The organism is Mesobacillus jeotgali (assembly GCF_002874535.1).
GTDB classification, from domain to species: domain Bacteria; phylum Bacillota; class Bacilli; order Bacillales; family Cytobacillaceae; genus Mesobacillus; species Mesobacillus jeotgali.
This window is the reverse complement of sequence record NZ_CP025025.1, coordinates 1,002,713-1,022,306: the sequence shown is the minus strand read 5'-3', so window position 1 is coordinate 1,022,306 and position 19,594 is coordinate 1,002,713. Positions and strand designations below refer to the sequence as shown.

The following is a 19,594-nucleotide window of genomic DNA, read 5'->3' as shown; positions in this document are numbered from 1 at the left end:
ACGATTCAAAAAAATCCTTTTCATAAAAGCTGGAAGCGATTACGAAAAGGATTTCCAGATCAGGATTTAAGCTTGCTATTACTGTAAAAATAAACAAAGAACAGTGAAAATGCGCTTCCGGAAGCTAATACGATCGCTCCTAATATCAGTTCTCCTTTAATGAAAACTGTCCCTGCAAAAATAGTTGCCTGAAAAATCATGATTCCCAATAGCAAGCTCGTAAAGGATTTCTTTCTGGCATTCTCCGGTATAGGATACAGACCGACCCATAGCTTGTTTTGGTGATGGTTCCATAACGGCAAAAGCTGGAACCCTGTCAAATACATGAAAAGCAAAGCAAGCAAAATTTGTCCCGGTCCATATGATAGGAAATAAAGGGCTGCTCCTCCTATCAATGTAAGGCGGACAAGCAAGCCAAAATAATCCCCGGATCTTGCGAAGGTCCTTAAGTAAAGATGGCTGAAGGCCAGGTCCTGCTTGTATGGAATGATGTTAACTAGCCAATCAAGCCATTTTCTTCTTTTCGTGCGGTCTCGCAGCTTTGGAACATCGGTAAACATATTGGCCACACGGTAAAAGGCATTCATCCGTCTTTCTTCGTCCTCGATCAACTGCTCCCACTTCAAGCCTTTATCCTTGGTCTGTTTTTTATAGTAAAAAAACAGAATGATTAAGACAACAGCTGGAACGGCTGCAAAAAACAGCTGAGCTCCTGAAAAGATAAAATACAAAAGAACGACATTGATAAAGTAACGAATGATGCTATCCGTCAATTTTACGTTTTTCTCGATAAAATACTGTACATTCCAGCGAATCAATATATTGATCCATTTTACCAGAATGAATGCGATTAAAAGGATGAAGAACGATTTGAAGTCTGCACCATGTATTTTTACATGGAGCGGCATCAGTACAGCAAGTACAAGCAACAATACATATGACTGCAGGCTCAGGCTGAATGTGATCGATTTTCTGAAATAATCATCCAATCTGGTTTCGAGTGGCAATAGAAAAATTTTGTCCGCCTCTGTCAAAAATGTTTGGATCGGACTATATGTAAGAACAGCAGCAAGAACCAAGGCGATGATCCACGCTGCCGGGAAGTCCGGCTGCAGCGTTTCAATCCACTCTTGATAGTAAAAAGCCGCTGTTCCCAATAAAAATAGGACGACAATCACTAAATGGCCGTTAAAAATGTATCGCAGGTAGCTTCCGGTTTCCTTGGCAAAAGTACCGAAACGCTCCTTCCATAAGTGCTGCGGATTAAACATAGTCTTCTTCCTTTGTCAGTTGGATATACAAATCATCCAGTGTTGCGCCAGGCATCTTGAACTGCTCCCTCAACTCTTCAAGCGTCCCATGTGCCCTGACCTCTCCATTATGAAGAATGACAAAACGATCGCAATAACGTTCGGCCGTTGCGAGGATATGCGTCGACATCAAAATGCCAGCCCCATTTCCCTTCATCTTGTCCATCAGATCCAACAAAGATTGAATCCCAAGGGGATCAAGACCGACAAATGGTTCATCGACGATGTAAAGTGAAGGTTGTACCAAAAATGCGCACATGATCATCACCTTTTGCTTCATCCCTTTTGAAAAATGCGCAGGGAACCACTTCAGCCTTTTGCTCATCCTGAATTCCTTTAATAAAGCATCTATTCGCTGCTCATATTCCTTTTCCTCAAGGCCATAGGCCATGGCTGTCAGCCGCAAATGCTCTTCTAGTGTCAATTCATCATAAAGAATAGGGGTTTCAGGCACAAAGGTGAACTGCTTCCTGTATTCCTCCTTGCCTTCCAAAAAAGTTCTGCCATTAATCTTAATATCACCCTTATGAGGTTCCATCAAGCCGATTACATGCTTGATCGTCGTACTTTTTCCAGCACCGTTCAGGCCAATCAAACCAACGATTTCATTTTTATTAACGGTGAAACTCACATTTTTCAAAACCGGATTCCTTGTATATCCACCGGTTACTTGGTTAATTTCCAATAATGACATGAACAACGCCCTTCCAGTTCGTATTCTGTACCGTTATTTTAACAAATCCAACTCATATAGGAAAAGCTTCACCTTTTGATAAATCTTTTTTTGCATATAACCCAATAATCGGGGCATCATAATTTTTGAAGGGGCAACAAGCAATAATTCGAAATGAGGTGTCTGTTAAAGACATATTATTCGATTTATAAGCACACTGATTTCAACGTTCATACAAGGGGATGGTTGCATTGCGCTACGTAAATGTTAACCCAGCCGTTCAGTAATATCACTCCACATTTTGAAATGAGGTGTGTGTCGCAGATCACTTCCCGCTTTATAAGTTGTGAAAACCGACTAAAGCAGACAGGGGATGGTCCGATTGAACCAGGTACTGAATAACCCATCATTTTTATAATTCAAATGAATTGAAAATGAGGTGTTTATCAAAGGTAAACCTGCTGAAGAACGTCAATGAACAGTAATTAGTTCCCCCTTCAGGGACAGGATTCCAAGCGGATCCTGTCCTTCTTTCTTTATTCATATTGGCAAAATGTGATAAAATACCATAAAAAAGCGCAGAGTCCTGGTGCACTGGACAAAAGCGAAACTCACGAACGAAAGGGTGGAAGAAATGAGTGATTGCATTTTTTGCAAAATTATTAACGGTGAGATCCCATCAGCAAAGGTGTATGAAGATGAGAACGTACTTGCATTTCTTGATATCAGCCAGGTAACAAAAGGACATACACTTGTCATCCCGAAGGTACATAAAGAAAATATCTACGAGCTCACTGACGAGATTGCGGCTAATGTATTCAAGGCAGTCCCAAAAGTCGCTAATGCAATCAAGGCTGCATATGATCCTATCGGGCTGAATGTGCTTCAGAATAACGGCGAAGCAGCTGGCCAATCAGTCTTCCACTTCCACATGCATTTGATTCCGCGCTATGGCAATGGTGATGGCTTCGGCGCTGTGTGGAAAACCCACCAGGACCAATATTCATCCGACGACTACCAAAAAATCGCCGCAGAAATCAATAGCAAGATTTAGACTTCCGCATTGCGGGAGTTTTTTTGTTTTTACATATAGTACGGATTTTTCCCTATGTGACCTTTTCTCTGCTTCCACACCAATTTGGGCTTATAGAATCTTTCTATGTGACCTTTTCTCTGATTCCACACCATTTTGGGCTTATAGAATTTTTCTATGTGACCTTTTTGCTGCTTCCACTCCATTTTGGGCTTATAGAATCTTTCTATGTGACCTTTTGGCTGATTTCAAACGATTTTGGGCTTATAGAATCTTTCTATGTGACCTTTTCTCTGATTCCATACCATTTTGGGCTTATAGAACCTTTCTATGTGACCTTTTGGCTGATTTCAAACGATTTTGGGCTTATAGAATTTTTCAATGTGACCTTTTTGCTGCTTCCACTCCATTTTGGGCTTATAGAATCTTTCTATGTGACCTTTTGGCTGATTTCAAACGATTTTGGGCTTATAGAATTTTTCAATGTGACCTTTTTGCTGCTTCCACTCCATTTTGGGCTTATAGAATCTTTCTATGTGACCTTTTCTCTGCTTCCACACCATTTTGGACTTATAGAATTTTTTTAAAGATAAGAATCAAGCCGCCGTATTATTTCGGGCCATAATAATGTTCGAAATGACGCTCCATATTTTTAAAACTTTTCTGAAAACATTAGAATTTCTCCTCTTTTTCTGATAGCATAGAGTTAACTTTAGCACATTAACGAATGACTGTATTTTAAATTCGGGGGGATTTACTTGAAACGTGCTCTCAATTTTAACGCTGGCCCGGCTGCATTGCCTGAGGCCGTATTAGCGAAAGCGAAAAAAGAAATGATGAATTATCAGGGTACTGGCATGGGTGTAATGGAGCTTAGCCATCGCAGCAATGAATTCGAAGAAATAAATGAACGGACAAAAAATCTGCTCATTAGGCTGCTCGACATTCCTGATGATTATGAGATTCTGTTTCTCCAGGGTGGTGCGAGCCTGCAGTTCTCAATGGTTCCAATGAACCTGCTTGTGGAAGGATCGACTGCGAGCTATGTCTTGACCGGAACATGGTCTGAGAAAGCGCTAAAGGAAGCTCAAAAAGTTGGAAATGCCGTTATAGCCGCATCTTCCAAGAATGCCAACTATAGATTTATCCCCAGTACTTCTGAAATCGATATTCCAGCTGAATCTTCCTACCTCCACATCACGACGAACAATACGATTTTCGGAACCCAGTGGCATTCTATTCCTGAGCGTCTGTCAGTTCCGCTTGTTGCTGACATGTCCAGTGACATTCTCAGCCGGCCTCTAAATCTATCATCATATGAACTCATTTATGCCGGTGCGCAGAAAAACCTGGGCCCATCCGGTGTCACAGTCGTCATTATCCATAAAGATTTGCTAAGACACTCTAGGCCAGGGCTCCCTTCTATGCTCAATTATCGGGTCCATGCTGATTCACAATCGCTTTATAACACTCCCCCTACTTTATCGATTTATTTTCTGATGCTGGTTCTTCAATGGGCCGAAGAGCTGGGCGGGGTAAAACAGCTTGAACAGCTGAACAAGCAGAAGGCGGCATTGCTTTATGATGCGATAGACAGCAGTGGCGGGTTCTATACAGGGCACGCTGAAGAAAAGAGCCGCTCATTGATGAATATCACCTTTACACTCGATGACGATAATCTGACTTCATCCTTCCTTCATGAGGCGGAGGAATCCGGCTTTATAGGGCTTGCCGGCCACAGGTCTGTCGGCGGCTGCCGAGCCTCGATCTATAACGCCGTTCCACTTGAAAACGTTGAGAAACTTGCTGACTTTATGAATTCATTCAGGGGCAGAAATTAACAGAATATTAACCCTTTACTCAATTAAAATATATGCTATAATTGGAGAAAGCTTTTCGCTGCAGGCACAGAGAGCACTGCAGGAGGAGTACTAGTTAGCTAGAATAGCAGAGGAGAGATGAGAAATGAATACGAAGAATCTTGTTGCATTGTCACTTTTGGTGGGGATGGGAGCCGTCTTGCATGTGGTCGTACCCGGTTTTTTCCTTGGGATGAAGCCTGATATGATGCTGACGATGATGTTCCTTGGAATTATCCTGTTTCCTGACAAGAAGAGTGTACTATTGGTTGGAGCCGTAACTGGACTGATTTCTGGATTGACTACTACTTTCCCAGGAGGCCTTGTTCCGAACATCATTGATAAGCCTGTTACTGCGTTTGTCTTTTTCGGAATCCTGCTGGCGCTGAAAAATTTCAAGTTTTCGATTTATACTGCAGCTGCCCTTACAGCGATTGGAACCATAATTTCAGGAGTCGTTTTCCTCGGTTCTGCCTATTTCCTAATTGGGCTGCCAGGACCATTCACCGCATTATTCGCAGCGGTTGTCCTTCCAGCAGCAGCATTTAACGCTGTTTTCATGGGCATTCTTTATCCTGTGGCAACGAATATTTTTAAAAGAGCAAAGCTCGCTGAAATCCATTAAAAATATCTGCCCCTGTCTATTACGGACAGGGGCTTTGTTTTGTCTATTGGAATGTGTAAAAGATAATCCCGACCAATAAAAAAATTGCTCCTCCCCCTGCCAGCGTCCCTGCTCTCTTTCGCAGAAGCGCCTTCGGAGGATACATACCCGGCTTCTTTAACGCAAGGAGATGATGGACGGCCCCCACAAAGAAAGCAACGCTGATGAGAAATACCACACTTGTAAAAATCCCCACTCCCTCCTCTCTTTCCTGAACATGGCCTTACTATATTTTATGCCTGTTAATTTAAGGCTATGAAGCTAATAACGTTTATTTGTGCGAGAATAGGAAATTAAATATAGAAGAAAAGAGGAATTGGATTACATTTGAAGAACATATACAGAAAAATTGATGAGGTGGTCAAAGCATGAAAGCGAAAAATGTTTTAACAGGAATGGTTATTGGCGGTGTCGTCGCAGGAGTTGCAACTTTGCTTGCAGCACCAAAGTCAGGATATGAGACGAGAAGAACTCTTCTGGCTAATAAGAATGAATATATCGGATCCATCAAGGATATTAAGGATTCAGCTGTGGAATTGAAAAATACAGTGGCAACCGCTTCCAAAGAGGGAAAGGATTCTATCCAAACATTTATCACCGATGTAAAGACAGCTATCTTTGAATGGAAGCTTGAAACGGAGGAAAACAAGAAGAGCCTTCAGGAAGATGTAATGGAGCTCGAAGATTCAATTAAGGACTTGGAAACTGAATTGGCCGCAGTGAATTCTAAAGAAAAGTAATCAGGAACAATCCTTCCCCCTAAGTAAAATTTTTTTGGTGGGAAGGATTTTCTTTTTTTATCAAGAAAGATATATTATGCAAATGGCGTTTTTGTTATTACAATTAAAAAATTTCATAAAAAAACACCCGACTTTAGATGGAATTTAACAAATTCAAAAAATTTTGTAAATTTATATCTTTATTAATTTTTGTTTTATTGGCATAATGAAAATAGAAACAATAAAGTAGGTGATTATGAGAATGGGAGATAAAAATTATTCTATGAAAGAAGCAATGATATTTAGCCAGAGAATTGCCCAGTTGAGTAAGGCCCTTTGGAAGTCTGTTGAGAAGGACTGGCAGCAATGGATCAAACCATTCGACCTGAATATCAATGAGCACCATATTTTATGGATTGCTTACCATTTGAATGGAGCTTCGATTTCAGATGTGGCAAAATTTGGTGTAATGCATGTTTCCACTGCTTTCAACTTTTCCAAAAAGCTTGAGGAACGTGGTTATTTGAAGTTTTCCAAGAAGGAAAGCGACAAGAGAAATACGTATATCCAGCTTACGGAAGAAGGCGAAGGTATATTGCTCGCTTTGATGGAAAACTATGAGCCAGATACTAATGCCGTTTTTTCAGGAGCCATGCCACTGAAGGAACTATATGGAAAGTTTCCGGACATCATTGAAATCATGGCAATTGTCCGTAATATTTATGGCGATGACTTTATGGAAATATTCGAGAAGTCTTTTTCGAATATCGACAGCAAGTTTTCTGACCAGGACGGTACGCTTAAAAAAATAGATCCAGCCGAAAAGGAGTATGCTTGATACTTTTTGTATGATGCCACTCCAATAATAGAGGAAGGATAACCCCTGGGATTTACAAACTTGTCCACTTCCTCTGGCTGCAGTTTTTGGCTGGAGTCCAGCTGAAATCATCTTATAAAGCGGATGAATGAACATAAACCCCTCCGCTTTTTGTTCTTCCTATGATTTGCTCATTCCCTCACATTCCAAAGTATCTCACAATTTAGCAAATCTTGATTTTCAGTTATCTTCCTTTCAACCCTCCTGCACAAAATACTAGGAATATGCCTTTATTAAATAACTATCTTTTTCTTAAAATATTTGTTATTGTATTTAAGATAAAAAGATTGCTAAGGAGGGATTCTTCGATGATCTCCATTTTGTTCGTGTTTGTTCTTTTTGCTGCTTTCATTCTTTTCTATATAAATAAGCTTACAGATTCCCTCTGCATCCAGAAGGAAATACCTGAAGACAAACATGCGAAAATTTTCAGGACGATCAATATTTTAGTTACAATCTTGCTAATTTCATCTTTCGTTGAAATTTTGTATACGTGACTACATAGAAAAGTGTATATGCCTCGGACAGTCCGGCATGCTTTGCTGACATAAGTACCTTGTCCTCACACAGGCTACCCCATTTGGTCGTGCCATGAATCGCTTTGTAGCTATCCTTGTCCTGGCTGTTGGGGCTGAGTGCCCTGTGCCTCAGAGGACTTGATATGAAACAGTTTTTTGACTTCATTGGCAATACCCAAATCGAAGTGTGCGGCCAGGAGATGCAACTGGATAAGCGTCTCCAGCCGATCAAAGCTCATTTCTCAGAGTAGAAAAAATAAAATACGGTTAATATAAATTAAGCGGTGAGGTCTCCCTCACCGCTTTTTATCATCAGACTCAGTATTAATGATTAAGGCATGCAGAAAGCATTGCCCCATCGCTGCTTACAGCCAAGATGCACCGATGATGATTAACAGAATGAACAAGACAACGAGCAATGCAAAGCCGCCGCCGTATCCACAGCCTCCTCCAGACATTGAGGTTCCTCCTTTCTGCTTTAAGAACTTGCCTTAACATCATTGTTTAGGAATATGGGGGCCAATTGTCCCCCATACTCTTTTCACTCAGAGATTAAAGCCAAGCTGCACCCACGATGATTAACAGAATGAATAACACGACAATTAACGCAAAGCCGCCGCCGTATCCTGCACCCATATTAACACCTCCTTCCAAAGTGGTTATGATATCTTATTCAAGTAATGTCGTTTCCGCATAGGCAACTATCCTGCATTGCTTGCATTTTGTTGATTACAGGTATGCTGCACCTACAACGATCAGCAAGATAAACAGGACTACGATTAACGCAAAGCCTGAATTATAGTGGCCCATTATCAACTACCTCCTTTTTTTCTCTTCTCTCCATCCTATGCACCTTCGAACAAACGGTATAGATATCCGCCCATCTCAATAAATAAGCATAAGTATCCATTAGTTATTTTTTGTAGAATATTGAAATTATGTTATAGTAGAATTTGTGGATTAAAAACGGCCACTAGAATTTTCTGTTTAGGAGATGTTCACCATGAAAAAAATGATAATTTCCCTCACGGTTGCAGCCGGAGTAATGGGACTAGGTGCATGCAGCAACGATAATGCTGATTCTTCAGAAGTCATCGTTGAGTCGAAAGCAGGCAACATTACTAAAGAAGAGCTTTACCAATCCATGAAGGAAAAGTATGGAGAGCAAGCACTTCAAGAATTGCTTTACCAAAAGGTTCTTGCGGAAAATTATGAAGTGACAGATAAAGAGGTTGAGGAGAAAGTGGCCGAGCTTAAGGAAGAGCTTGGAGAGAACTTCGAGCTAGTCCTGCAGCAGAACCAGCTTAAAGACGAGGAAGAATTAAAAGAAGTCCTTAAAGACCAGCTTCTAATGGAAAAAGCTGCGCTTAAAGATGTAAAGGTCAGCGAAGAAGAAGTTAAGAAGCGTTACGAAGAGTACAAGCCAGAAATCAAAGCAAGCCATATCCTTGTAGAAGATGAGAAGACTGCACAGGAAGTGAAGAAAAAGCTTGATGAAGGCGCAAAATTTGAAGATTTAGCGAAGGAATACTCACAGGATCCTGGATCAGCTGCACAAGGCGGAGACCTTGGTTTCTTCGGACCTGGAAAAATGGTTCCTGAATTCGAGGAGGCGGCTTACGCTCTTGAAGTAAATAAAATCAGCGAACCTGTAAAATCACAGCACGGCTTCCACATCATCAAGGTAACTGAAAAGAAAGAAAAAGAATCTTACGAAAAAATGAAGGACGAGCTTGAGTATGAGTTGAAGCTTGCTCAGCTAGATTCTAACAAGATTCAAGAGGTTCTAAAACGTGAACTTGATGCTGCTAATGTAAAAATCAAGGATAAAGACCTTAAAGGCGCTGCTGAATTCCCAGAAGCAGAAGCACAAACACAGCCACAATAAGATAAAATCCGATATAGTAAAAAACACTGGCTCCATGTCTGGAGACCAGTGTTTTTTTATGCTTCTGCCGAATGTTCGCGTCGTTCCTTTTCCCGCTCAAGTCGTTTCATGTAAAGCTCGCCTTCACGTTCAATGCTTTCCATTTCTTCTTTTCGTTCTTCTTTACCTGTTTTCACTGCCATGAAGGCACTGAATACGATCCCTGCTGCGACTGCTATTACCCAGATTGGAATTGACATTTCTTCATACCCTCCATTAAAAAGGTTGTCCAAATTGAACTCTTACTGTATTAATATGAGGTTTATTCTTAAATATGTCTCAGGTGATCAAAAAGATAAAAAAACAAAAAAGACCCACTCCATAGAATTGGAGTGAGGCCATTTTGCTTATTACTTATGGAATACAGGCTTATAAAAGGACCGGTTATCAAGTGCAAATACTCTTTCGGAGAACTCGCCTGGTTTAACCCTGGCAAGCGCACGGTCGAGCATATTCATTTTTGCATCAAGATTATCGATGTAATGCAGAATTTCAGCCTCTTTAATCATCGGCGGTTTCGGGCTGCCCCACTCCGCTTTCCCGTGGTGGGACAATACCATATGCTGAAGAATGACTACTTCCTCACCGCTGATTCCTAGTTCATCGGCTGCCTTGCCAATTTCATTGACCATGATGGATATATGTCCGAGCAAATTCCCTTCAACCGTGTAAGTTGTTGAAATCGGACCGGATAGCTCAAAGACTTTTCCTAAATCATGAAGGATGACCCCAGCATACAAAAGGTCCTTATCAAGGCTTGGATATAGCGTTGCGATTGATTTCGCAAGGTCCAGCATGGAGACAACGTGATACGCAAGTCCTGAAACAAATTCATGATGATTTTTAGTGGCTGCAGGATATTCCATGAATGCACTCATATGCTTCTTCAATAAATGCCTTGTAACCCTTTGGATATTAGGATTCTTCATTTCGAAAATATATTGGGTGAGCTTACTGCTCATTTCATCCTGGCTGACAGGGGCTGTCTCAAGAAAATCAGATAGTTTCACAGAGTCAGCTGGCGAAGCAGGCCTGATTTGCCTGATCTTCAACTGGTTCCGTCCTCGGTAATTCTGAATATCTCCCTGTACTTTTACAATGCTCTCAGCAGAGTAAGTACTTTCATCTTCGTCAGATACATCCCAAAGCTTTGCTTCGATTTCCCCGCTCTGGTCCTGGAGGATCAATGTCAAAAACGGCTTCCCATTGCTGGCAATCCCTTTTGACGAATGCTTGATCAATAAAAATAATTCTACCTGGTCCCCTGTTTCGTGATTCAAAATTCCTTTATTCATAGTTAACCGCCCTCTCCTCTCTGCAACAGTATAACATACAGAGTCTATTGTCTCTGATTCTCAAACCATGGCATTATTAAACTATATTTGTACTTTTTTCTTGCAGATTGAGAATTTCATTTTCCGTAAAATAGTCCAGCAGATGACGATGGCATGTAAAAATGAGAATTTGATTCTTGTTGCTCATTTCCCTTAGCAGCTTAATAATCCTGGCAGTCCTTTTATAATCAAAATTGACAAAGCTGTCATCGATGATAATCGGGAATGGATAACGATCATAATGTCCGGCCGCAAGGGCCAGCCTGATGGATACATAGACTTGTTCGGCAGTTGCCTGGCTAAGTTCATTCGCTTCAAATAACATATGATCATTTCTTTCAATTAGAAAACCGCTTCCTGAAAGTTGAGGAATGATTCTCACATACCTTCCATCAGTCAAAATCGACAGGAAGTTCTCGGCTTTGGCCAGCATTCTCGGCAAGCGCTCATCCTTATAACGGTCTATTGTCCTCGATAGCAAATCCTTGGCTACAGCAAACTTTGCCCAATCCTTCGCATCTTCTGCAAACTCATGCTGAAGCTGCTTATATTTATGGAGCAACTCACTATATATACCGCCTTCTTCAAGTACCTTCATCTTATGCTTTACATCGGCGATTACATCAAACTGTGTGGTTAATTCCCTTTTACTTTGTTCTAGCCTCAAATCATTTTCCTCAATTTGTTCCTCAAGCGAAACTCCTGTAAGAATCTTGTCACGATCCCCATCGGTCAATCCAGAAGCAAGCAGCTGATAATTTATATCCTCCAGCCTTGCACTCCAGTTTTTCACCAATGCAGTATTCTTCGCTTTCTGCCTGAATTCATCCTCATCTTGAGTTCTTGCCAGACCAAGTAACCCTTCCTTTTCTTGACTGATCACTAATTCTTCCTTCAGAAGTGATGAATGTTCTTCTTCAACTTCCTCTAGTTTCACGGTCAGTTCGTGAAACCTCGACTTCTGGTTAATTTCTTCACGCAATCTCCTCTTCAGCAGACTAGCCGCCTCCACCGGAGCAAGATTGCTATTATGAAGAAATCGTTCAGCAAGCATTTTCAGGCTATTTTCCAATTCCATTATAGATCCAGTTACTTTCTTTATGCTTTCTTTTATTCTCTTCCTCTCACGGAAATATTGCTTCTGAGTATCTATTAATTGATAGGCATCCATAACTTTGATCGTGCCTGCAGTTTCCGTTAGACCAAATTGCTTCATTAATTCTGCCCTTTTCCGCCTTACACCAGCAATATCTGTTTCCCATGCTTCAAATTGCTGGACAACTTTTTCAAAACGATCATGCTGCTGCTCGATTTTGATGAGCAGTTCACGATGGCGCAGCCTCGCCTCCTCGTCCCTGGCAAGCAGATTTTTGATTGTAAAAGCACTGCCTTCCGGCTGGCTGTTTAACGCCTCTTTCAGCTCTCTTTCCCGCTCCAGCAACTTGGATAGGGTTTGATCCTCCACTGGCATTTTCTCACTTGACTTATAGCGCGCAGCCAACAAAAACAACAATCCTGCTATTCCGATTCCAGCAAGTAACCATGTGCCATTTGTGATTCCCCAAAGAAACACAATGAGAAAAGTACCACCGAGGAGGAGTAATTGATTATACTCTTTCTTATGTTGCTTTTTTCGTTTGTTTTTTTCACTTTCTTCCCTTGATTTGACCGCTCCAATCTGGTCTGAGACATAATTTAATTCGGACTGGATTCTCTCTCTATTCGCCAAAAGATCCATTTCTTTCACTAATTGATTTCGCTTTCCTTCATCAAGAAGTTCACCTTTTGTACCTTCAGCCCTTGCCTCAAGTTGTGCTAGTACCTTTTTCTCCTCTTCAAAGTCAGCCTCCAACTCCAGCTTTTTATCCTTTAATCTTTGCTCTGTCTGCTGAATGTTTTCGGCCTGTTCCTTAATAAAAATACTTGTGTTGATTTCATGGATATTTTCTTCATTGAATTCTGTATGAAGCTTGTCATTTAACTGACTTATTTCTTCTGTTATTTCCTCAAGTTTTGATTCAAGAAGTCGTTTTTCCTGCTTTAGTTGATCGTATAAAGGCAGATTGTCAATCCGGGCTTCAATTTCTGTTTCCATTCCGAGCAATTCAGAATTTGGCCTGCCTTTTTCCAATTCTTTCAGGAGATATACCTTCTTTTCTTTTATCCTTAATAATCTTGCATGGATGATTTTAAGCTGCTCGTCCAATTTCTCAAGTCGGTTTAGACCATCCTCAGGAAAAAATGACAGATCATGTTCTTTGATTTTCCCATCAATTGTTGCTGCTTCTATGACAAGCTTCTCATTCCGCTTGTATTCACGAAGCATAAGCCCTTTTTGCTCCAGCATTGCAATCTCGTTCTGCAACTCAGCAATTTTCTTAGTCAACTCATCTTTCGATTTTATCAGCTCCGAATATTTTTCGTTCTGCTGTTCTGCGATCTTCAATGAGGTTTGGACTTCCTTCAACTCTTTCAACTTTTCATTCAATAACGGCCTCTTCCCACTTGGCTTAAAACGCTGCTCCATTTCTTTTATAAGAAAACTCTCCGTATTAAAGAGCTTATCTGTACCAAGCGTTCCGGCAGAGAACAAGTACCTGCCAAGCTCTTCTCCCTTCATTGCATGGATATTTTGCAACCCATGGACGTTGAATGAAAAAATAGCCTGGAAAATACTTTTATCCATTCTTTTCAAGAGATCCTTTAGTAACTCTTCTCCGCCAATCGTCCCGTCCTCAAGTGATACAGTCACATCACCGGCAGCCTTGCCTTTCACTCTCTCAATGACAGCCACTCCCGTGTCAGGAAAAAAGGCTTTTATTTTGCCGCCATACTTTGAATTTTTCTTTGGCTCATAGCGGATTTCGGCACTTTGCTTAGCCGGAAAGCCGAACAGGATACTATGGATGAATGACATAATCGTCGACTTTCCCGCTTCGTTTTCCCCATAGAAAATCTGCAAATGCCCTACAGGTTTAATCACATAATCCTCGAGCTTGCCATATCCGTATATATGCAGTTCAATAAGTTTCATCATGCTGCCTCCTTTCATTAATTTTTCAGCAGCAGTTGAAGCAGAATCCTTTCGGCATCCTCAATCAGCTGTTCTTTTTCACTTTCCGACAGCAGGCCTAAATGCCTTCTAGCCTGGCTGTGCTGGAATAATGGAGACAGTGAGTCTTTTAAATCATCGTACTGCTCAATAGAGTTGAATAACTCCTCATAAAAATCGCTTTGCTTAATCAATTCAGCGCGGTCGACAGCAATGTTTTCAGTAAATTTGAGCCTGTGCACCCAGACAAAGGACTCCTCATCCTTTTCAGCTTCCTGCAGAAGTTCAAGGAGTTCACCACTGGCGACTTTTTCAATCACATCTGTCTGACCCGAATCCAGGTTATCAATCCGGATATCCAGCAGGACCCCTTTCCCTTCTCTTCTTTTCCCATCAATGACGGCCAGGCATTTTTCATAAGTGGCATTGAAGCTTAACGAGTCCTTCGCGTCAATAACTGTTTCGTCCCATATCACATCAGCTGTTTCAATAAAAGAAACCTCTGATCCTGCTTCTGTCAACTTAACAATATACGATCCTTTTTCTCCGAGTTCCTTCCTGTTTCGTCCCTGGGGATTGCCAGGATAGACAACATAAGGCTGCTGTGATAAAAACCCCCTCTTATGAATGTGGCCAAGTGCCCAATAATCATAGTCTTTATCAATAAGCTCGGATAACCTAAAGGGTGCGTATTTTCCATGATCACTCACTCCCTCAAAATGACCATGAAGCAAACCAACGTGAAAATCTGCACCATCAATCTTTTTATACTTCTCGACCCATCGCTCCATTACATGCCGCTCAGGATAGCTGAAACCGTACAAATGGACAAGAGTGCCATCATGCTTTGTAAAATCAGCCTTTTCCACCTGTTCTGAGAAAAAGTGAACATTATCCGGAAAATCAATCGTCACAGATTTTGCACCAAGATGGTCATGGTTTCCGTGAATACCATATACCTTAATCCCTTTGTCAGCGAGCCTCTCCATTTCATTGCGAAGAACAGCCTGAGCCCGAATGCTCCGGTCCTCAGCATCGTATAGATCACCTGCAATGGCGACAAAATCAACTTCATGTTTGATCGCAGCATCCGTGATATTTTTCAAGGCTGTAAAAGTACTCTCCTGTAACCTGTGAAAAATGGCTTTTGGCAAATGCCTCAGACCAACCATCGGACTATCAAGATGAAGGTCGGCAGTATGTAAAAACTTCACCTGTTTCATTTGGTTATTCCTTTCCCGTCCTATTTTCTTTTATTTTAACATGGTCAAAATACGAATGCACGTTCTATCAATATAATCAAAAAAACTGCAGCTCTCATCTAAACTGCAGTTCCACTATATCCGAGATACATGGTTTCTACTACTGTTTCCCGCAATTTTCCTTCTGTCTTGCATACATGATAAGCTTTTGCTTCAGGCCGTGAGCTGACCGCCTTAACTAGTTCTTCATCGATATAATGCAATGCAGCGCCATCATCAGCAGCAAATCCGCCTAAAATCCTGCTCGAACCTACCAGTCTCTTATAAGCAGGCTGGCGATCCTCTTCTCCATCATAATGGGGGCAATTGCTCCCTTTCAGGAACCCAAGGGCTTTTAGCGGTTCAAGTCCGCTGCCAAAAGAATCGGTTAGCCCTTCCTCAAACCAGCAGATCGAGCCAGCGCTCACTCCAGCCATTATTTTGCCCCGCTGCCAGGCTTTTCGGAGGATGATATCAAGTCCCCATTCCTTCCAAAGAGCTAGCAAGTTCTTTGTATTTCCTCCCCCAACATAAATAATATCTTTATCCATAACATATGCTTCTAAGTCCCTTGTCGGCGGACTAAATAATGAAAGATGTGAAGGTATACATTCATGTTTTTCAAAAGCTGTATAGAATCTCGCAATATAATTGTCAGCATCCCCGCTGGCAGTCGGGACGAAGCAAACCTTTGGTGTCTGCTTTTCCGACTGTCCCAGGATATATAAATCCAACAGAGGATTCTCCGGCTCCATCGAAAAACCCCCGCCGCCCATAGCAATAATCTGCCTCAACACTAACACTCTCCTTCTATTAAAATGGTTAATCTTGTGGTTAAAATTCTGGATGATGCTCCATCTCGGGCAGCTGCAACGTGATCTTTAATAAATATTCCACTAAACATTTCGAAATCCCTGTAAAAAGCCGCAATCCGAAGATTACGGCTTTTACCATTATTCGTTTTTCGTTAGCTGCAGTGCTTTTTTGATATCTTTGAATGAATTTGATTTTCCGTACATCAGGACTCCACCTCGGTAGACTCTGGCACCAAATACAGCCAAGAAGGCAATTGTAGCAACAAGGATACCGATTGATAAGGCAATTTCCCAGAAAGGAATGTTCAGCATCCCTACACGCAGGAACATTAACATCGGAGAGAAAAACGGAATAAAGGATGTATATTTTACGAATGGCGCTTCTGGCTGACCAAGCCCGAACATTGCCATCATGAAACCAGCGACAACGAGCATCGTCATTGGTGTAATCATTTGCTGGACATCTTCAATCCGGCTGACAAGCGAGCCTAGGAAGGCAGCCATAGTCGCGTACAGGAAGTACCCTAATACGAAGAATATTACTGCATATGCTATTGTGCTGCCTGCGATATTCCCAAAACCGAAGAACTCGAAGAATCCACCTTCCATATTTTCGAGATTCTGTTTGACCGAGAAGTACCCTACCAGCAATAGTACAGCTAGCTGAGTCAAACTTAACAGCCCGATTCCGAGAATCTTCGCAAACATTTGCTTGATAGGTGATACGCTTGAGATCATGATTTCCATTACTCTTGATGATTTTTCAGTCGCAACTTCCATAGCAATCATGTTGGCGTACATGATGACCGCAAAGTAAATGATGAAAAGAAGAACATAAACCAATCCTCGTGCCTGATTCAGTTCCTCTTCCGTCTTGGCATCTTCTTCTAGAGCAGATTTTTCGAATTCAACTGGAGCATAAAGTTTTTCCAATTGATCTGGAGCGATATTGATTTGAGTGGATGCCATCGCCGTCTTAATCTGCTGTAATGCCGCCTGCAGGTCTCCAGGAATAGCAGAATCCGCAATGCTCATCGCTTTGTAGGAAGCTGCCGGAAGCTCTTCATCGTTCAGGCTTAACTCGAGTAAACCTTTATATTTTCCTTCCTCGACTGCTTTCGTGGCAACTTCTTCATTTCCATCAAACTTTTCCAGGACAAGCTCTTCGTTGACCATCTTCATTTGCTCATTCAGCGGCTCAAAAAGCTGGCCTGTGTTGTCTATGACAGCGATTTTATCGGTCTCGTCACCTTTATTGAAAAAGTCGATGATGTTTGTCATATTTGTAAGCGCCAGCATAATTCCTACGGTAAGGATTGTTGTAACTAAGAAGGATTTTGTTTTCAACTTGCTCATGTATGTATGGATTAGGATTATGAAGAAATTATTCATATGAAGCACCCACCTTTTCTATAAAGATATCATTGAGGCTTGGTTCTTCAAGAACAAACTTGCGGATAAATCCTTTGCCAACGATCTCTTTTAAGATGTCTTCGGCAACCTGCTCACCCGTGATTTGCAGGTGGATTCCCTCTGCCGTCATTTTAGCTTTTGTAACGCCGGGAAAATCCTTTAGAAATGAAGTATCAAAATCCGCATGGATAACCAGATTCTTTTTACCAAAAGATCTTTTGATTTCTCTCAATGACCCATGGACTACTGGGCTTCCTTTGTGCATGATGCAAATATGCTCACACATTTCTTCTACATGCTCCATCCTGTGGCTTGCAAATACAATAGTAGTACCCGCATTTTTGAGTTCGAGGACAGCTTCCTTTAATTGCTCCACATTCACCGGATCCAGTCCGCTAAAAGGTTCATCAAGGATCAACAGCCTTGGCTTATGGATGACGGCGGCAATGAATTGGATTTTTTGCTGGTTACCCTTTGAAAGCTCTTCAACTTTTTTATCCGCATACTCTGGCACCTTGAAGCGATTAAGCCAGTAATCAAGCTCCTTGAGGGCAGCCTGTTTTTGCATTCCCCTTAGCCTTGCAAGATAGACGATTTGCTCGCGAACCTTAAGCTTTGGGTAAAGTCCCCTTTCCTCAGGCAGGTAACCGATGATACTGCTCGTTTCATAATTTATTGGCTTTCCATCCCACGTAATCCTTCCATCTGAGACATCAAGAAGACCAAGGATCATCCGGAAGGTCGTTGTCTTCCCGGCGCCATTTGCACCAAGGAATCCGAACATTTCTTTTTCTGGTATATTGAGTGAAAGCTGATTCACTGCTGTGAAATTGCTAAATCTCTTTGTAACTTGTTCAAGCTGTAAGACCATATTCATCTTCCTCCTTTTCCAATAAGTAACTACGAATTTAATAGGGAAATAGTTTCATATTTTAAATATATTTTTTATTTTGCATATTTAAAAAAGTTATGCAAAAATAATAGTAACAGTCTGAATTTTATAAAAAGGGGAAGTTGTGATGGATACTTACAAACTGACAGCCTTTGAACCTAATGGGGAAAAACTGATCGACGAATCTTTCCAGGCCGGCAATGATGAAGAGGCAAAAGAAATCGGCGCAAAAATGCTTGAAGAAAAAAACCTCAGTGACAAGACGCACCGCTGTACATCACCTAGAGGAAAATTGGTTCTTTTTCATCCGTAAGAAAAAGCAAAGAGGTCAGCCCTCTTTGCTTTTTTTGTTTACTTACCTTTGAATTGCGGTTTCCTCTTTTCAAGGAAAGCATTGATGCCCTCCTGATGGTCCTCTGTCTGCCTCATTTTAAATTGACCGTATTTTTCCAGTTCAAGAATTTTCAATAGTGAAGGCCTGTTTTTCTCAGCAAGGATTTTCTTTGTTTTTATCATAGCCTGAACCGGTTTGTTCAGCCATTCTTGCAGTTTTCCTTCAATTGCTTCTGTAAAATCTCCTGTTGGTACCTGGTCAATAAGTCCCAGTGTCAGCGCTTCATTGGCAGAAAGCGTCTTTCCTTCCCAAATCAGCTGCTTCGCCTTCGTCTCCCCAAGGCGCTCCTCCATGAAAAAGTGGCCTCCCCCATCCGGAATCAAGCCGATGCCAATGAAGTTCATCGCAATCTTGCTTGATGGCTCAGCGATTATGTAATCTGTCGCGAGGGCAAGGCTGAAGCCCAGGCCTGCAGCAGCACCTGTTACTGCTGAGATTGTCACCTTCGGCATGCTGTACAGCGTCACAATCATATCGTGAATATCGTCCATCACATGGTAGAAATCGCTTTCATTTGAGTTTGAAAGCATCGTTTTAATATCCCCGCCGGCAGAAAAGGCACGACCAGCTCCTTTAATTACCACGATATCAATCTCATCCGACTTGCAGATTTCCTTCAGGTTCATCGTAATTCCCTTAATCATTTCCACATCAAGGGCATTCAGTGCTTCAGGCCTGTTCAACTCGAGAACGGCAACACGTCCATTAATATCTAACTTTACAGTGTTCGTTGAAAACTCAATTGCCACCTTCATCCCCTCCATTTATCCTTATAATTTCATTATATAGGGAGAAGTTATATTTAAAAACCTTTTTTCTCACTATTTGGATTTTTTAAAGAATGGACAGATTTTCGCGGTAAACAATTGTATG

The 19,594-nt window shown here is 41.5% G+C and carries 23 protein-coding genes; 9 read left to right on the top strand and 14 right to left on the bottom strand.

Features of this window, described 5'->3' with window-relative positions; genetic code table 11:
* Positions 1-59: 59 nt before the first annotated feature.
* Together CD004_RS05000 and CD004_RS04995 are read right to left on the bottom strand one after the other, a co-directional pair.
* Positions 60-1,271 carry an ABC transporter permease gene (locus tag CD004_RS05000; protein WP_102261755.1) on the bottom strand — a complete coding sequence of 404 codons (1,212 nt, stop codon included), beginning with the start codon at positions 1,269-1,271 and terminating at the stop codon, positions 60-62.
* Complete coding sequence (locus CD004_RS04995; protein WP_102261754.1) at positions 1,264-2,004, bottom strand: ABC transporter ATP-binding protein; 741 nt, start codon at positions 2,002-2,004, stop codon at positions 1,264-1,266. Before CD004_RS04995 ends, CD004_RS05000 begins: the two co-directional genes overlap by 8 nt.
* A gap of 613 nt (positions 2,005-2,617) precedes the next feature.
* Here CD004_RS04995 and CD004_RS04990 point away from each other — a divergent pair.
* The 4 genes from CD004_RS04990 to CD004_RS04975 all read left to right on the top strand — a co-directional run bounded on the left by CD004_RS04990 (position 2,618) and on the right by CD004_RS04975 (position 5,500).
* Positions 2,618-3,037: an HIT family protein gene (locus CD004_RS04990; RefSeq protein WP_102261753.1), complete on the top strand. Its 420-nt coding sequence runs from the start codon at positions 2,618-2,620 to the stop codon at positions 3,035-3,037.
* Between the two features lie 23 nt (positions 3,038-3,060).
* Positions 3,061-3,603 (top strand): hypothetical protein, encoded by a 543-nt coding sequence (locus tag CD004_RS04985; RefSeq protein ID WP_102261752.1) that lies wholly within the window; start codon positions 3,061-3,063, stop codon positions 3,601-3,603.
* 171 nt (positions 3,604-3,774) lie between these two features.
* Positions 3,775-4,857: a 3-phosphoserine/phosphohydroxythreonine transaminase gene (serC, locus tag CD004_RS04980; RefSeq protein ID WP_102261751.1), complete on the top strand. Its 1,083-nt coding sequence runs from the start codon at positions 3,775-3,777 to the stop codon at positions 4,855-4,857.
* Between the two features lie 124 nt (positions 4,858-4,981).
* Positions 4,982-5,500: a tryptophan transporter gene (locus CD004_RS04975; RefSeq protein WP_102261750.1), complete on the top strand. Its 519-nt coding sequence runs from the start codon at positions 4,982-4,984 to the stop codon at positions 5,498-5,500.
* Positions 5,501-5,543: 43 nt separating this feature from the next.
* Here CD004_RS04975 and CD004_RS04970 read toward each other — a convergent pair whose 3' ends face one another.
* Positions 5,544-5,735 (bottom strand): membrane protein YhzF, encoded by a 192-nt coding sequence (locus CD004_RS04970; protein WP_102261749.1) that lies wholly within the window; start codon positions 5,733-5,735, stop codon positions 5,544-5,546.
* Positions 5,736-5,907: 172 nt separating this feature from the next.
* Between CD004_RS04970 and CD004_RS04965 the strand changes: the two genes are divergently transcribed.
* From CD004_RS04965 to CD004_RS04955, 3 genes are all read left to right on the top strand, one after another.
* Complete coding sequence (locus CD004_RS04965) at positions 5,908-6,279, top strand: YtxH domain-containing protein (RefSeq protein ID WP_102261748.1); 372 nt, start codon at positions 5,908-5,910, stop codon at positions 6,277-6,279.
* A gap of 241 nt (positions 6,280-6,520) precedes the next feature.
* Positions 6,521-7,096 carry an HTH-type transcriptional regulator Hpr gene (locus CD004_RS04960; RefSeq protein ID WP_102261747.1) on the top strand — a complete coding sequence of 192 codons (576 nt, stop codon included), beginning with the start codon at positions 6,521-6,523 and terminating at the stop codon, positions 7,094-7,096.
* 347 nt (positions 7,097-7,443) lie between these two features.
* Positions 7,444-7,632, top strand: a complete 189-nt coding sequence (locus tag CD004_RS04955) for a hypothetical protein (RefSeq protein ID WP_214705013.1) — start codon at positions 7,444-7,446, stop codon at positions 7,630-7,632.
* 386 nt (positions 7,633-8,018) lie between these two features.
* Here CD004_RS04955 and CD004_RS04950 read toward each other — a convergent pair whose 3' ends face one another.
* The 3 genes from CD004_RS04950 to CD004_RS04940 form a co-directional block, all read right to left on the bottom strand.
* Positions 8,019-8,111 carry a YjcZ family sporulation protein gene (locus CD004_RS04950; protein ID WP_102261746.1) on the bottom strand — a complete coding sequence of 31 codons (93 nt, stop codon included), beginning with the start codon at positions 8,109-8,111 and terminating at the stop codon, positions 8,019-8,021.
* A 94-nt stretch (positions 8,112-8,205) separates the two neighbouring features.
* Positions 8,206-8,289, bottom strand: coding sequence for a YjcZ family sporulation protein (locus CD004_RS04945; RefSeq protein WP_064503397.1), 84 nt, complete (start codon positions 8,287-8,289; stop codon positions 8,206-8,208).
* A 93-nt stretch (positions 8,290-8,382) separates the two neighbouring features.
* Positions 8,383-8,463 (bottom strand): YjcZ family sporulation protein, encoded by an 81-nt coding sequence (locus tag CD004_RS04940; protein WP_023615406.1) that lies wholly within the window; start codon positions 8,461-8,463, stop codon positions 8,383-8,385.
* Positions 8,464-8,656: 193 nt separating this feature from the next.
* Between CD004_RS04940 and CD004_RS04935 the strand changes: the two genes are divergently transcribed.
* A complete protein-coding gene (locus CD004_RS04935) occupies positions 8,657-9,541 on the top strand; it encodes a peptidylprolyl isomerase (protein ID WP_102261745.1) in 885 nt (294 codons plus the stop codon).
* Between the two features lie 56 nt (positions 9,542-9,597).
* On the opposite strand, the gene CD004_RS04930 is transcribed toward CD004_RS04935, so the two are convergent.
* The 7 genes from CD004_RS04930 to CD004_RS04900 all read right to left on the bottom strand — a co-directional run bounded on the left by CD004_RS04930 (position 9,598) and on the right by CD004_RS04900 (position 18,306).
* The gene (locus CD004_RS04930; RefSeq protein ID WP_102261744.1) at positions 9,598-9,780 is read right to left on the bottom strand and encodes a sporulation YhaL family protein; all 183 of its coding nucleotides are present in this window, start codon (positions 9,778-9,780) and stop codon (positions 9,598-9,600) included.
* Positions 9,781-9,930: 150 nt separating this feature from the next.
* On the bottom strand, positions 9,931-10,875 hold the full coding sequence (gene yhaM, locus CD004_RS04925) for a 3'-5' exoribonuclease YhaM (RefSeq protein WP_102261743.1): 945 nt from the start codon (positions 10,873-10,875) through the stop codon (positions 9,931-9,933).
* A gap of 76 nt (positions 10,876-10,951) precedes the next feature.
* Positions 10,952-13,951 (bottom strand): AAA family ATPase, encoded by a 3,000-nt coding sequence (locus CD004_RS04920; RefSeq protein WP_158651489.1) that lies wholly within the window; start codon positions 13,949-13,951, stop codon positions 10,952-10,954.
* 14 nt (positions 13,952-13,965) lie between these two features.
* A complete protein-coding gene (locus CD004_RS04915) occupies positions 13,966-15,189 on the bottom strand; it encodes a metallophosphoesterase family protein (RefSeq protein ID WP_102261741.1) in 1,224 nt (407 codons plus the stop codon).
* Positions 15,190-15,287: 98 nt separating this feature from the next.
* On the bottom strand, positions 15,288-16,001 hold the full coding sequence (locus tag CD004_RS04910; RefSeq protein WP_102264995.1) for a Type 1 glutamine amidotransferase-like domain-containing protein: 714 nt from the start codon (positions 15,999-16,001) through the stop codon (positions 15,288-15,290).
* Between the two features lie 159 nt (positions 16,002-16,160).
* Positions 16,161-17,414, bottom strand: a complete 1,254-nt coding sequence (locus CD004_RS04905; protein WP_102261740.1) for an ABC transporter permease — start codon at positions 17,412-17,414, stop codon at positions 16,161-16,163.
* A complete protein-coding gene (locus CD004_RS04900) occupies positions 17,407-18,306 on the bottom strand; it encodes an ABC transporter ATP-binding protein (protein ID WP_102261739.1) in 900 nt (299 codons plus the stop codon). The genes CD004_RS04905 and CD004_RS04900 overlap by 8 nt, the downstream gene beginning before the upstream one ends.
* A 148-nt stretch (positions 18,307-18,454) precedes the next feature.
* Here CD004_RS04900 and CD004_RS04895 point away from each other — a divergent pair, with 148 nt between their 5' ends.
* Positions 18,455-18,640 carry a YhzD family protein gene (locus CD004_RS04895; protein WP_102261738.1) on the top strand — a complete coding sequence of 62 codons (186 nt, stop codon included), beginning with the start codon at positions 18,455-18,457 and terminating at the stop codon, positions 18,638-18,640.
* A gap of 38 nt (positions 18,641-18,678) precedes the next feature.
* Here CD004_RS04895 and CD004_RS04890 read toward each other — a convergent pair whose 3' ends face one another.
* A complete protein-coding gene (locus CD004_RS04890) occupies positions 18,679-19,470 on the bottom strand; it encodes an enoyl-CoA hydratase (protein WP_102261737.1) in 792 nt (263 codons plus the stop codon).
* Between the last annotated feature and the right edge of the window lie 124 nt (positions 19,471-19,594).

Excerpts from the sequence above, each read along its gene's own strand:
- CD004_RS05000 (WP_102261755.1), bottom strand. The coding sequence starts at position 1,271 with ATGTTTAATCCGCAGCACTTATGGAAGGAGCGTTTCGGTACTTTTGCC.
- CD004_RS04995 (WP_102261754.1), bottom strand. The coding sequence starts at position 2,004 with ATGTCATTATTGGAAATTAACCAAGTAACCGGTGGATATACAAGGAAT.
- CD004_RS04990 (WP_102261753.1), top strand. The coding sequence starts at position 2,618 with ATGAGTGATTGCATTTTTTGCAAAATTATTAACGGTGAGATCCCATCA.
- CD004_RS04975 (WP_102261750.1), top strand. The coding sequence starts at position 4,982 with ATGAATACGAAGAATCTTGTTGCATTGTCACTTTTGGTGGGGATGGGA.
- CD004_RS04965 (WP_102261748.1), top strand. The coding sequence starts at position 5,908 with ATGAAAGCGAAAAATGTTTTAACAGGAATGGTTATTGGCGGTGTCGTC.
- CD004_RS04960 (WP_102261747.1), top strand. The coding sequence starts at position 6,521 with ATGGGAGATAAAAATTATTCTATGAAAGAAGCAATGATATTTAGCCAG.
- CD004_RS04955 (WP_214705013.1), top strand. The coding sequence starts at position 7,444 with ATGATCTCCATTTTGTTCGTGTTTGTTCTTTTTGCTGCTTTCATTCTT.
- CD004_RS04950 (WP_102261746.1), bottom strand. The coding sequence starts at position 8,111 with ATGTCTGGAGGAGGCTGTGGATACGGCGGCGGCTTTGCATTGCTCGTT.
- CD004_RS04945 (WP_064503397.1), bottom strand. The coding sequence starts at position 8,289 with ATGGGTGCAGGATACGGCGGCGGCTTTGCGTTAATTGTCGTGTTATTC.
- CD004_RS04940 (WP_023615406.1), bottom strand. The coding sequence starts at position 8,463 with ATGGGCCACTATAATTCAGGCTTTGCGTTAATCGTAGTCCTGTTTATC.
- CD004_RS04935 (WP_102261745.1), top strand. The coding sequence starts at position 8,657 with ATGAAAAAAATGATAATTTCCCTCACGGTTGCAGCCGGAGTAATGGGA.
- CD004_RS04930 (WP_102261744.1), bottom strand. The coding sequence starts at position 9,780 with ATGTCAATTCCAATCTGGGTAATAGCAGTCGCAGCAGGGATCGTATTC.
- yhaM (WP_102261743.1), bottom strand. The coding sequence starts at position 10,875 with ATGAATAAAGGAATTTTGAATCACGAAACAGGGGACCAGGTAGAATTA.
- CD004_RS04920 (WP_158651489.1), bottom strand. The coding sequence starts at position 13,951 with ATGATGAAACTTATTGAACTGCATATATACGGATATGGCAAGCTCGAG.
- CD004_RS04915 (WP_102261741.1), bottom strand. The coding sequence starts at position 15,189 with ATGAAACAGGTGAAGTTTTTACATACTGCCGACCTTCATCTTGATAGT.
- CD004_RS04905 (WP_102261740.1), bottom strand. The coding sequence starts at position 17,414 with ATGAATAATTTCTTCATAATCCTAATCCATACATACATGAGCAAGTTG.
- CD004_RS04900 (WP_102261739.1), bottom strand. The coding sequence starts at position 18,306 with ATGGTCTTACAGCTTGAACAAGTTACAAAGAGATTTAGCAATTTCACA.
- CD004_RS04895 (WP_102261738.1), top strand. The coding sequence starts at position 18,455 with ATGGATACTTACAAACTGACAGCCTTTGAACCTAATGGGGAAAAACTG.